We start from the raw sequence: 11,954 nt of genomic DNA on the forward strand, positions 1-11,954 counted from the left end.
GGCAAAGGTAGCGGGCGAATGCCCGCGGCCCGCCCCCCACCACGCTCACGTCCGACCAGCATTTGCCAGCTATCACCAACCTGCTAGCGGTTAAGCTCGATATCGAACCGCCCTTCTGTTACGCGCACTTCGGCTGGCAGGCCGGCGGCCCGGTGAGCTTCCGGCATAAGCGTGGTGCGCAGTTCGAACCGGCCCGCCACCACCGGGTGCATGCCCGCCGTATCGAGGCGCGTGATGGTAAGGGTGCCGGTGGCCGCCGCGTAGACGAGCTGCCGACTAGCGGTGGCCAGGGCTGCAGTGCGGCCGGCATCAGCCGGGCCGCCTAGCTCGTACAGCCCGGGCCCATTGATGTGAGCAGCCCGTAACGAAACAGTGGTAATCGGCCCTTCGACCTGCAGGCGCCGGAAGGCATCGAGGCGTAGCTCGCCGTGCTGGTAGTATGCGGTGGGGGTGAGTACGCGGCCGTCGAGAGTGCGAGTGTTGCTGGCTTCCCAGGGCTGGCCATTCACGCGGCAGCCAAAGGTGTTAGCTCCTACCTTGCTTTCGGCGGGCAAGTGCACGGGCGCCAGCGTCGGATATAGGTCGGCGGTGGCGTCTTCGCAACTGGCCAGCAGGGCAAGCAGTGGCAACAGCAGGAGTAGGCGTTTGGGCATGAGAAGCAGCGGAAGAAAGGGGTGGATGGGAACGAAAGGTACTGAGTTAGCTTGACTTTCGCAGTTGTGGCCTTTCGGTACGTGTAGCTGCATCTGGTAGCAGTGTGTAATCTGCGGGAGGGGAGGCATCTATCTTCGCAGCTGCTTTTCCTTCCTTGTTTTATTATGGTCCGACTTCTACCCATCGGTGTTCTGTTGATGGCAGCCATCGCCGCACAGGCACAACAGGCCGACACCTTAGCCCCAGGCACTCCTATTGTTCGTTTGGTAGCTACCCCTGTCCCAGGCGACAGCACTGTTCGAAGCATCCGTATCTATGGGGGCATCACCGCCGTGCACCCTCTGTTTACGCGGGTGGCTGGGGTGCAGGTAACGCCTTATTCTGGTGCCCCCGGCGCGGGCGCCGTGGTGCGCATTCGCGGCGCGGCCAGCCTCGACAACCACGTCCAGCCGCTGTACGTGGTGGACGGCGTACCGGTGTTCCAGTACCGGTTCAACACCTTCAGCGAGGTGTCCGGCTTCAATCCGCCGCCCATCAACCCCGACGCCAGCACCAACCCACTCCTGAGCATTGCCCCGGAAGATATTGAGCAGGTCGAAATCTTGAAGGGCGCGTTCGACACCGGCCAATACGGCTTTCTGGGTCAGAATGGGGTTGTCCGCATCACCACCCGGCGCGGGGCGGCGGGGCAGCCGCTGCAGGTGCAGTACACGGGCTGGGGCGGCGTGCAAACGGCCCGCAACCGCTACCAGCTGCTGGGCGCCCGCGAAGCCGCCGAGCTGGCCAACGAAGCCGCCCGCAACAACGGCTATGCCCCTGACTTCACACCGGCCGAAATAGCCAGTTTCGGGGCCGGTACCGACTGGCAAGCCGAAGTGCTGCGCGCCGCAGCCATACAGGAGCATCACCTGAACCTGCAGGGCAGCAACGCCTACGGCACACGCTATTACGCCGGGCTCGACTACCTCAACCAGCAAGGCATTGTGCTTAGCTCCGACCTGCACCGCTACGGCCTGCGCCTGAACCTCGACCAGAATATCGGCCAGCACCTGCGCCTGAGCGCGGGGCTGAACTACAACCAGGTGGAGGAGCACCGCCCCACGGCCAACGCCCTTCCCCTGGCGTTGCGCCTGCTGCCCACTGTGCCGGTGTACGACGCCACCGGTGACTACGCCACCGATTATGGCAACCCAAACCCGGTGCAGGTAGCCAACCAAAACCTGAGCAATACCCGCAACCGCCGCTTGCTGGCGCACGGCGAGCTGAATTATGAGTTCCTGCCGGGCCTGAGGCTGAACCTGCGCGCCTCGCTGGAACGCGACTCGCTGGTTGCGCGCGATTACCTGGGGCCAAATAATTACTATCAGCGGGTTGGAGGGTATGAGGGCAGCACCCGCCGCGCTTTTCATCAGCAGACCATTCTCAACCCCGCCCTGCGCTATGCCCGTAACCTGGGGTTGCGCCACGCCATTACGGCCTCGGCCGAAGCCAACAGCTGGCGCAACGAGTGGGCGGAGACTTTCCGAACCTACCAGCCAAAGGGAGCGCCCCGAGGAGCTCAGTTTGTTTACCAGGGAGGCGGCGGGTCCACATTTACCCAACAGTACAACCTCTTTGGCTACCAGCTGACGGCGGGCTACGTTTACGACCATCGGTATGCCCTGCAGGGCAGCCTGCGGGCCGACAACTCAACCCACGCGCCGTCGGCCGAAGCCCGGGAATGGCTCCCAGCGGCCCAGGCTACCTGGCACGCAGGCGAAGAGAAGTGGCTGAAGGGCCAGGGCCCTATCAGCACCTTCGACCTGCTAGCCGGCTGGGGCCAGACCAGCAACCGCGGCAACTATGCCGGCGACCACGGGCTAAACTTCCGCGGCGGCGCAACCGGCGCAAACTCCTACTTTTTATTTCTGGATGAGCTAACCGCCCAAGTTGATGCCGGCCTGCGGCTGGGCCTGGCCCACGACCGGCTGTTTTTCACTGCCTCGGCCTACCGGCGCGATACCCGGGCCAGATTGGGTTATCCTGGGCAACAGCTGCCCGCCGTGTACGTGCGCAATCGAGGGCTTGAGCTGACCCTGGCCGGCACCTGGCAGGCCGGCCGCCTGCACGGCAGCACCGGGCTCACGGCCTCCTTCAACCGCAACCGCTACGACCAGCCCACCGACACCGGGATACGCTTTTACGTGCTGGGCCGCAACTTTGCTTACACCTCGGGCGAGCCGCTGGGCTCGTTCTACGGAAACCGCTTCCTGGGCCTGGATGCCACCGGCAACCCCCTTTTCGATGCTTCTAATGGCGGTAACCTGCCGTCGCCCCAGATACTGGGGTCGGGAGTGCCCCGCCAGCTGCTTGGGCTCACCCAGCAACTCACCTACGGGCGGTTCGACCTGCAGCTGCAATTGGATGGGATGTTTAGCTACGATATGTTCGACGCTAACCTGCAGGTGCTGGATGTGCCCCGGGGGGGCTTCAATGCCACCACCCGCGTGCGCGACCGTTGGACACCGACGAACACCAACACAGACGTACCCCGAGCCGGGACCACGACCGGCTCTCTCACCAACGGAGTGTCCAGCTACACGCTGCAGTCGGGCAACCACCTGCGGCTCAGCAACGTGGTGGTATCGGCCGAGGTATGGCGCAAGGCCCCGCACGCGGTTTCGGTGTTTCTGACCGGCACCAATTTACTGGTGCTCACGGCCTACCGGGGCTTCGACCCCAACGTGAGCGCCGCCGAAGCCGACCCGCGCCAGGCCGGCCTCGACCTGGCCGCTTACCCGGTGGCGCGTACCGTAGCGCTGGGCGTGCGAGCAACCCTTTAGCCAGGCCCGGCGCCCGAAGAGTACTGGCCGGAAAACAGGGCCGCACGAACTTATGTCCCCCCGGGCATCGTACTAAGGCTGACTATCCCCCTCACTTAGCCCTGTCCTATCGTGCGATACCTCCCGTTTTTTGCTGCGCTGCTACTAGCTGGGGCCAGCCACGCCCAGAACATTGCCCCCCGGTTGCTGCCCCCGGCCCGTCGCTGGAATATTGGCCTTAAAGCGGGTACCGGCATGGAATTCGTGTCCTCTAACGCCGTTGTTGTACCGCCGCACAACCTGTCGTACTTCACGGGGGGCATTACGGGTGGCTACCTGCTGGCGCGTACCGAGCCCCTCCTCTCGCTGCAGGCCGACATGCTGGCCACCTACCGCGCCGCCCGCCCCTGGCAGTCGCCCGGTACGCACAACGGCAGCTTGTTTGTGCCGGTGTACTTGCGCAGCGGCCTGCCCAAGGCGCGCCTGCACCTGCTGTTGGGAGCCGGCCCCACCTTCTGGCTTAATGGCGGCCAGACGCCCAATAATTTCGCGGGGCGCTACGCCACGCATCCGGTGGAGGTAACCGGCATGACGGGCGTGGAAGTGCGTGTGCTACCCCTCGGCGAACGCCTCGAAACCACTTTTGCGCTTACCTATCGGCGTAGCTTCTCGCGCAGCCTGACGGCCTACCCCACGGAACGGAATAGTTCTTCGCACGACGAGTTTTATAGCTGGCTGGGCGCTACGCTCAACGTGTACCTGCACCAGCCGACCCGGCCCCAATAGGGCACCCTACTTAGGCCCCCGTCGCCTGTGACCGGCCCCGGGCCGTATCTTCGCTTCATGATTCACTTCACCGAATTTACCCTCGCCAACGGCCTGCGCTGCATCGTTCACGAAGATTTCAGCACGCCCATGGCCGTGCTCAACGTGATGTACGACGTGGGCTCGCGCGATGAAGACGCCACGCACACGGGCTTTGCCCACTTGTTCGAGCATTTGATGTTCTCGGGCTCGGTTAATATTCCGAGCTACGATGAGCCACTGCAGCGCGTGGGCGGCGAAAACAACGCCTTCACCAGCTCCGACGTCACCAACTATTACCTCTCGCTGCCAGCGGCTAACCTCGAAACCGGCTTCTGGCTCGAGTCGGACCGCATGCTCAATCTGGCTTTTTCCGAAAATGGCCTCGAGGTGCAGCGCAAAGTGGTGGTCGAAGAATTCAAGCAGAGCTATCTCAACCAGCCCTACGGCGATGTGTGGCTGCAACTCAAGCCCCTGGCCTACCGCACCCATCCGTACCAGTGGAACACCATCGGCAAGGAGATTTCGCACATCGAAAACGCCGTGATGGACGACGTACGCGGCTTTTTCCAGAAGCACTACGCCCCACAGAATGCCGTGCTAGTAGTAGCCGGAGCCGTGAGCGAAGCGGAAGTGCGCCGCCTGGCCGAAAAGTGGTTCGGGCCCATTCCCGGCGGTGCGCCCTACCAGCGCCTGCTCCCCGCCGAGCCCATTCAAACCGAACCCCGCCACCTGACGGCCACTGCCTCCGTGCCGCTGAGCGCCCTCTACAAAACCTACCATATGCCGGCCCGCGCCGATGAGCGGTACCACGCCGTCGACCTGCTGAGCGACGTGCTGGGCCGGGGCAAGTCGGCCCGCCTGCACCAGCGCCTGGTGAAAGAGCAGGCCCTGTTCAACAACATCTCGGCCTCGCTCACCGGCTCGCTCGACCCCGGCCTGCTTGTCATCAGCGGCAAGCTGAATGAGGGCGTGAGCCTCGAAGAAGCTGATGCTGCCGTAGAGGCCGTAGTAGCCGAATTTCTGACCCACGATGTGGACGCGCAGGAACTCAACAAAGTAAAAAACCAGGCCGAAAGCAGCCTCGTGTTTGGCGAAATCGACCTGCTGAATCGAGCTCTTAACTTGGCGTACAGCAAGCTGCAGGGCGACACAAACTTGGTGAACGACGAAAGCCGCCGCATTCAGGCCGTGACGGCAGCCGACGTACGCGCCGCCGCCCAGCTAGTATTACGCCCCGAAAACTGCAGCACGCTCTACTACCAAGCCGTGCCGGCCACGGCCGAAATAGCGGCCTAGCAACCAATAAAAAGCGAGTACCCCGCCTTTTCCATCTGGCCTGTTTGAACAACATCGTTCAATGGCCCGGAAGGAAAAGGCGGGGTACTCGCTTTCTGCGTCAGCTTAGCGTTTGGCCTTGACTTTAACCTTGGTTTTTCCCGGAGCCACAGGGCTGGCGTTATCGCGGTTTAGGCTGCTATTGGCGGGCTTGGCATAGCGCGGGCGCGGAGTGCGGTTTTCGTTGTAACCACCGTTGCCCTGGTAGCCCACTTGCCTGCGCATGGGCACGCTGGGGGCCAGGTACGACATGGTGCCGTTCTTAATATCTTCGGGTACGCCAGCACCGTAAGGCTTGCCCGTGTGGGGATTGATATTGGCCTTGACTTTGCGCGGCCCCCGCACCGAGTACGGCACGGCCTTTTTGCGCGGCCGGGTCTGGGCATCGGCGCTGCCAACCACGGCAGCAACCAGCAATAGCGAAGTGAGAAGAGTGCGTAGCATAAGTGACAAAAATTGAAAGGGTTTCAAGTAAGACCAAGTAGCTCGCCCGGGCTGTAAAGGCTGCAGCTTCCATCATACGCACCAAGGCCCACGAGGGGTTTGAGCGACAATGGAAGCTGGCAAAAGCAAGCGGCGGCCTAGCTTTCGCCGGGCCGCCGCTATCAAATTAATTGCCGAGGGTGGTCTGGGTAACAACGGCGGGCTTGCGAGGCGGGCGCACGCTGTAGGGAACCATGCCGTTGCTGGTGCGGATGTGCACCGGCATGCCGGGCGAAGCATAAACGTTGGCGTTGTCGATTTCGCCGCGGTTGCTGCTGCTGGACGCGGCTGCTGCAGCCCAACCGTCGCTGGTCACGGTTCCGGTCGAGGCCACAGCCGTCTGAGCTTCTTCGGCGGGCCAGCCGTCGTTGAGGGCAGGCACTACCGGGGCCGATTTGATGGCCACCTTGCGGGCCTTTTTGGCGGCGCGGCGCGTGGTGCGGGCGGTGGCTTTAGCCGAAGCCTTTTTGGTGGTGGCCGGCGTGGTTTGGGCACTGGCTTCAGCCAGCAGGAGCATCGACAGAGCGAGGGTAAAAACGGTGCGGAACATGGCTGAAGAAATGAGAAGTAAGACGTTTATTTTCGGTTGCTGAGTGGTGCAATTCGAAAAGCGTGCCAACTTCTGTTTCCCATATAAAAATGGCTCGACCAAGCCACCAGCGGCGTTTGGTTGGGCCATTTGCCTTTGCTGGCAAAACCTGGCGCGGCGTGAGCGTCGTCGTGGTCTTGGTTTTAGCGCGGCGGGGAGCGGCACCATTGTAGCCCATTGTAGCTCCGTTCTGAACATCGACGGGCTCGCCTGGCGCGGCATACACGCCCTGGCCTTTGCCGCTGGCGGGGCCGGGCGCGGCAGCTCGCCGGCTACTTACCACTGCGCCCGTACGGGCAGCTGGCGTAGCTACGCCCACTTTTTTCGAACTGGTTTTGCGCACGGTGGTCCGGGTAGGCTTGCTAGCAGCGCGGCGGGTAGTGGTTTTTTGCTGGGTAGTAGTGTGACGCGCTGTTACAGGCGCGGGCGGCGTAGTCTGAGCCAAAGAATCGGCAGCGAAAGCCAGCAAAAGCAGGCAAGAAAGCAGGGCGCGTAGCATATAGCAGGTGAATTAGGAGTGAAAAAGAAAGCAGCTTTGGCAAAGCCAGCATACCAAGCTCACGGCATACGCGAACCCGACCAAGGCGGACGGCATACCGCTCACAACCAAACACAAGCAAAAAACCCGCCCCCCAAAGGGAAGCGGGCTTGGAATCTAACGTGTTTGTGCCGCAGCTGCTGATTGAGGCAACAGCTGCGGCTATAGAACTACCAGCCCAGGGGCTCAGCAGCTTTTTTCTTGGGAGCAGCCTTGGGAGCAGCTTTAACCGGGGCCGAAGCTTTGGCCGAAGCGGCCGGCGCCTGGGCGCCGCCAACAGCCTGCGTCGCGCTGCCGCTGGCAGCATCAACGACCGGGGCCGGAGCCGGGGCCGCCGGAGCTGGTGCCCCAATGGTTACGGCTACAGATGGGCGCGGGGGCCACGGCTTCTCGCGGCGCACTTTGCGGTTCATGCGGCGCTCGCGAGCAGCGGCGGCGTCGTCGGCCATTACGCTACGGCCACCGCGCATCACAATTGGGGCACCCGGAGCTACCGACATGCCGATGCTGCTGGGGGTGTTGCCGCCCCCACCGCCGCCAAAGCCGCTGGCAGGTGCTGGGACTGGGCCGGCCGTAGCAGCTGCAGCCGGCGCTTCGGCGGGGGCGGGCATTTCGGCCGCACCGCCGTTGCTGGCCGCTTGCTGGCCGGTGGCCTTGGTCGACGTGGTTTTGGTTGAAGTAGTTTTGGTCGATTTCTTAGCAGGAGCCTTTTTGGGAGCATCCCAACCGCCGCCGGTATCCCAGCCGCTTTGGGCGGCGGCAGAGTTGGCGAGGCCAGCGGCAAAGAACAGGAAGAATAGAGCGCGTTTCATGGGATATAGAGGGGGAATATAGTGGTTTCGGGGAGCTAACTGAAAGCGGGACTGAAACGTTCGGCGCGGCGCAAGCCTTGCCGTAACTTTGCGGGATATGATGCAGATGCAGGACTCCATTGCCGCGCTGACGGCCGAAATTACAACCGCTGACCTTAGCAACGCCGCACACCTCGATGCGTTTCGCATTGCCTACCTCGGCCGCAAGGGCCGGCTGGCCGACTTGTTCGACCAGCTCAAGGCTGTGCCTGCCGAAGATAAGCGTGCAGTAGGCCAGCAGCTTAACACCTTAAAACAGCAGGCCCAGGCCCGCTTCGACGAGGCCCAGCAGGCCGCCGAAGCGGCGGCAGATAATACTCCGGCCAACCCCGATTTTGACTATACGCTGCCCGTGGTACCCAACGCGTTGGGCACCCGCCACCCCCTGAGCCTGGTGCGCGAGGAGATGCTGCGCATCTTCGGCCGCATTGGTTTTGCCGTAGCCGAAGGGCCTGAGATTGAGGATGATTGGCACAATTTCACTGCCCTCAACTTCCCCGAAAACCACCCGGCGCGCGACATGCAGGACACGTTTTTTGTGGCTCCCGCTTCGCGCACAGCTAATCCGGATGACGTGCCCACCGGCGCCCCCGAACTGCCGCACCTGCTGCGCACCCACACCAGCACGGTACAGGTGCGCGTGATGGAAACCGAACCCCTGCCCATCCGCCGGGTGATGCCGGGCCGGGTGTTCCGCAACGAGGCCATTTCGGCCCGGGCCCACATGATGTTTCATCAAGTAGAGGGCATTTTCATTGACGAAGGCGTGAGCTTCGCCGACCTGAAGCAAACGGTGTACTACTTCGTGCAGGAGCTGTTCGGGGCTGGTATCAACATCCGCTTCCGCCCGAGCTTCTTCCCCTTCACCGAGCCCAGCGCCGAAATCGACATCACCTGCCTGATTTGCAAGGGCGCGGGCTGCAACATCTGCAAGTATTCGGGCTGGGTCGAAATCGGTGGTTGCGGCATGGTAGACCCGGCGGTGCTCGAAAACGCCGGCATCGACGCCGAGAAATACTCTGGCTACGCCTGGGGCATGGGCATCGAGCGCATCGCCATGCTCAAATACCAGATTAAGGATTTGCGCCTGTTCACGGAAAACGACATGCGCTTTTTGCGGCAGTTTGAGGCGTTGTAAGCAGGCTTAAACTTCTTCCCTGGAAAGCGGCGAATAGTTGGTTACCAACTGTTCGCCGCTTTCTTGCATCATTGCGGACATGCCCCTCTCTCCTGCTAGTTCTGCCCCAACTTCCCTAGACCCTTTCCTCAGCCAGAAGCTGCGGTTTTGGTCGCTGGTGGCCATGGTGCTGCTGATTTACGTGCATGCCTATAACCTGCACCCGCGCTATTTGCAGCCCTTCACGCCCGTAGATGAGCCGCTGGGGCCGGGCACCTGGCTGCAATATTTCCTGGCCAATGGGGTGCTGCGCTTCCGGATTCCCATTCTGTTTGCCATTTCCGGCTACCTCTTTGCCCGGCGCGAAGGAGCGCAGCCGCACGGCCAACGCGTGTGGCGACGCCTGCGCACGCTGGGCCTCCCCTACCTGCTCTGGAGCCTGCTGTGGCTGGCCCTGCTCTGGGCGCTAGAGCAATTCCCGGTGACGCGCCAAGCCGTTGTTGATGCCGAAATCAGCCCTTTCTGGCCCCGGCAGTTGCTCAGCCAATACTCGGTGGGCGAACTGGTGCAGCGCTGGCTGGTGGCACCGGCGCCGTTTCAACTGTGGTTTTTGCGTAGCCTTTTGGTGTATAATGTGGCTTATCCGTGGCTGCGCACAGCTATTTTGCGCAGGCCCGCCATCTACTTTGGGGTGGCCGGGCTGCTGTGGTTTTTCATGGCGCCGCTGCCGGTAGTGGAGGGCGAAGGGCTGCTGTTTTTTGGGTTGGGCATGTGGCTGGCGCTACGCCAAAAGGAAGTATTGGCGCCCCCGCCCTGGTTCCGGCCCATGCTGTGGGTGGCGTTGTGGCTGGGTAGCGCCGCCCTCAAAACCTGGCTGGCGTTCCACGTTGGGCCGCCGTTTTCGTTCCCAATGGCTTTGGGAATGCTGGCGCTGCACAAAGTTGGCGAGGTAAGCGGCATGCTGGCCGCCTGGTTTGGACTGAACGGGCTGGTGCGCTGGTGCATGGCGCAGGGCTGGTTTCGCTGGCTGACGAGCTTTTCGTTTATGATTTACGTGGTGCATGTGCCGTTGGTGAACTATGCCACCGAGCTGGCGTTGCGCTATGGCAGGGCCATCCCGCACATCCATTTGCTTACTTACCTCGCCTTGCCGCTGCTGGTAGTTGCTGTGAGCGTGGGGCTTGGTGCGCTGCTGCGCGGGTTGGTGCCAGGCATTTATGCGGTGCTCACTGGTGGTCGGGGACTGGCTACGTCGTAATTTTGGGGTTCGGCTAAAGAGCAATCTATCCTATTCGCGCTCGCGGCCCTTTTCCCCGAAGCTGCTGACGCCTTTATTACCCTACTGCAGCAGCGAAACCACGGTTAATCAGTTAAAATCAGCGATAGTGAAAGTTAGAAATCAGACTCAGAATAAAGTAAACGTCATCACCCTCGGTTGCTCCAAGAACATCGTGGACAGCGAAGTCCTGATGGGCCAGCTGCAGGCCAACGATTTCGATGTGACGCACGAGGCCGAAAAGTCCGACGCCAACATTGTCATCATCAACACCTGCGGCTTTATTGATAACGCCAAGCAGGAAAGCATCGACACCATTCTGCGCTACGCGGATGAGAAAGAGGCCGGCCGCCTCGACAAGCTGTACGTAACGGGCTGCCTCTCGCAGCGCTACAAGGATGAGCTGGAGGTGGAAATTCCGCAGGTAGATGCCTATTTCGGTACCCTGGAGCTGCCCCAGATGCTGAAGGTGCTGAACGCCGACTACAAGCACGAGCTCATCGGCGAGCGCCTGATTACCACACCGCGCCACTACGCTTACTTCAAAATTGCGGAAGGCTGCAATCGCCCCTGCTCGTTCTGCGCCATCCCGCTGATGCGCGGCCAGCACGTGGACCGGCCCATTGAAGACTTGGTGAAGGAAGCCAAGCGCCTGGCCAGCATGGGCACCAAAGAGCTGATTCTCATTGCCCAGGACCTGACCTACTACGGCCTGCAGGCCTACGGCGAGCGCAAGCTGGCCGACCTGCTCCGCAACCTGTCCGACGTGAACGGCATCGATTGGATTCGCCTGCAGTACGCCTACCCCTCGCAGTTCCCGCTGGATGCGCTGGACGTGATGGCCGAGCGCGAAAACATCTGCAAATACCTTGACATGCCCCTGCAGCACGGTTCCGACGCCATGCTGAAAAGCATGCGCCGCGGCATCACCAAGCGCCGCACCATCGAGTTGGTGGATACCATTCGGCAACGCGTGCCGGGAATTGCCCTGCGCACCACGCTCATTTCGGGTCACCCCGGCGAAACGGAGCAGGACTTCCAGGAAATGTATGATTTCGTGGAGCAGACCCGCTTCGAGCGCTTGGGCATTTTCACCTACTCGCACGAAGAAAACACCCACTCGCATACCCTCGTCGATGACGTGCCGGCTGAGCTGAAGCAGGAGCGCGCCGACGCCATTATGGAGCTGCAGCAAGGCATTTCGATGGAGCTGAACGAGGCCCGCGTGGGCCAGACCTACAAGGTGCTGTTCGACCGCAAGGAAAGCGGCCATTTTGTGGGCCGCACCGAGTTCGACTCGCCCGAGGTGGACAACGAAGTGCTGGTGCCGGTGGAGAAAGACACGTTTGTGCGCCTCGGCGATTTCGCGAATGTGAAAATTGACTCGGCCTCGGACTTCGATTTGTACGGCCACTTGGTGTAGAGACGCATATTTGCGTCTCGTCGCTGAACGACTCCCACACGGCGCGGTAGGCGAGACGCAAGTATGCGTCTCTACACCGT

Annotated in this window: 10 protein-coding genes; 6 read left to right on the forward strand and 4 right to left on the reverse strand. The window is 61.8% G+C overall.

Translation table 11 applies throughout. The features are described 5' to 3' along the window. Nucleotides 1–83: 83 nt before the first annotated feature. Nucleotides 84–653, reverse strand: coding sequence for a Riean_0653 family protein (locus ABD837_RS16580; protein ID WP_345056680.1), 570 nt, complete (start codon nucleotides 651–653; stop codon nucleotides 84–86). A 165-nt stretch (nucleotides 654–818) separates the two neighbouring features. Between ABD837_RS16580 and ABD837_RS16585 the strand changes: the two genes are divergently transcribed. From ABD837_RS16585 to ABD837_RS16595, 3 genes are all read left to right on the forward strand, one after another. After that, nucleotides 819–3,476 carry a SusC/RagA family TonB-linked outer membrane protein gene (locus tag ABD837_RS16585; protein WP_345056682.1) on the forward strand — a complete coding sequence of 886 codons (2,658 nt, stop codon included), beginning with the start codon at nucleotides 819–821 and terminating at the stop codon, nucleotides 3,474–3,476. 111 nt (nucleotides 3,477–3,587) lie between these two features. Continuing rightward, on the forward strand, nucleotides 3,588–4,241 hold the full coding sequence (locus ABD837_RS16590; RefSeq protein WP_345056684.1) for a hypothetical protein: 654 nt from the start codon (nucleotides 3,588–3,590) through the stop codon (nucleotides 4,239–4,241). Nucleotides 4,242–4,298: 57 nt separating this feature from the next. Continuing rightward, nucleotides 4,299–5,558 (forward strand): M16 family metallopeptidase, encoded by a 1,260-nt coding sequence (locus ABD837_RS16595; RefSeq protein WP_345056686.1) that lies wholly within the window; start codon nucleotides 4,299–4,301, stop codon nucleotides 5,556–5,558. Between the two features lie 105 nt (nucleotides 5,559–5,663). On the opposite strand, the gene ABD837_RS16600 is transcribed toward ABD837_RS16595, so the two are convergent. The 3 genes from ABD837_RS16600 to ABD837_RS16610 all read right to left on the reverse strand — a co-directional run bounded on the left by ABD837_RS16600 (nucleotide 5,664) and on the right by ABD837_RS16610 (nucleotide 8,019). Beyond that, complete coding sequence (locus ABD837_RS16600) at nucleotides 5,664–6,041, reverse strand: hypothetical protein (protein WP_345056688.1); 378 nt, start codon at nucleotides 6,039–6,041, stop codon at nucleotides 5,664–5,666. 166 nt (nucleotides 6,042–6,207) lie between these two features. Continuing rightward, nucleotides 6,208–6,630 (reverse strand): hypothetical protein, encoded by a 423-nt coding sequence (locus ABD837_RS16605; RefSeq protein WP_345056690.1) that lies wholly within the window; start codon nucleotides 6,628–6,630, stop codon nucleotides 6,208–6,210. Between the two features lie 747 nt (nucleotides 6,631–7,377). Next, complete coding sequence (locus ABD837_RS16610; RefSeq protein ID WP_345056692.1) at nucleotides 7,378–8,019, reverse strand: hypothetical protein; 642 nt, start codon at nucleotides 8,017–8,019, stop codon at nucleotides 7,378–7,380. 106 nt (nucleotides 8,020–8,125) lie between these two features. On the opposite strand from ABD837_RS16610, the gene pheS reads away from it, so the two are divergent. The 3 genes from pheS (at nucleotide 8,126) to rimO (ending at nucleotide 11,874) form a co-directional block, all read left to right on the forward strand. Further along, complete coding sequence (pheS, locus tag ABD837_RS16615) at nucleotides 8,126–9,196, forward strand: phenylalanine--tRNA ligase subunit alpha (RefSeq protein ID WP_345056847.1); 1,071 nt, start codon at nucleotides 8,126–8,128, stop codon at nucleotides 9,194–9,196. Between the two features lie 79 nt (nucleotides 9,197–9,275). Continuing rightward, complete coding sequence (locus tag ABD837_RS16620; protein ID WP_345056694.1) at nucleotides 9,276–10,433, forward strand: acyltransferase family protein; 1,158 nt, start codon at nucleotides 9,276–9,278, stop codon at nucleotides 10,431–10,433. 127 nt (nucleotides 10,434–10,560) lie between these two features. Next, entirely contained in the window at nucleotides 10,561–11,874 is a 1,314-nt protein-coding gene (gene rimO / locus ABD837_RS16625) for a 30S ribosomal protein S12 methylthiotransferase RimO (protein WP_345056696.1), read from the forward strand. Nucleotides 11,875–11,954: the final 80 nt, after the last annotated feature.

The organism is Hymenobacter glaciei (genome assembly GCF_039539585.1).
Classification (GTDB): domain Bacteria; phylum Bacteroidota; class Bacteroidia; order Cytophagales; family Hymenobacteraceae; genus Hymenobacter; species Hymenobacter glaciei.

What these genes read in the sequence shown, in the direction of transcription:
- ABD837_RS16580 (WP_345056680.1), bottom strand. Translation starts at nt 653, where the DNA reads ATGCCCAAACGCCTACTCCTGCTGTTGCCACTGCTTGCCCTGCTGGCC.
- ABD837_RS16585 (WP_345056682.1), top strand. Translation starts at nt 819, where the DNA reads ATGGTCCGACTTCTACCCATCGGTGTTCTGTTGATGGCAGCCATCGCC.
- ABD837_RS16595 (WP_345056686.1), top strand. Translation starts at nt 4,299, where the DNA reads ATGATTCACTTCACCGAATTTACCCTCGCCAACGGCCTGCGCTGCATC.
- ABD837_RS16600 (WP_345056688.1), bottom strand. Translation starts at nt 6,041, where the DNA reads ATGCTACGCACTCTTCTCACTTCGCTATTGCTGGTTGCTGCCGTGGTT.
- ABD837_RS16605 (WP_345056690.1), bottom strand. Translation starts at nt 6,630, where the DNA reads ATGTTCCGCACCGTTTTTACCCTCGCTCTGTCGATGCTCCTGCTGGCT.
- ABD837_RS16610 (WP_345056692.1), bottom strand. Translation starts at nt 8,019, where the DNA reads ATGAAACGCGCTCTATTCTTCCTGTTCTTTGCCGCTGGCCTCGCCAAC.
- pheS (WP_345056847.1), top strand. Translation starts at nt 8,126, where the DNA reads ATGCAGGACTCCATTGCCGCGCTGACGGCCGAAATTACAACCGCTGAC.
- ABD837_RS16620 (WP_345056694.1), top strand. Translation starts at nt 9,276, where the DNA reads ATGCCCCTCTCTCCTGCTAGTTCTGCCCCAACTTCCCTAGACCCTTTC.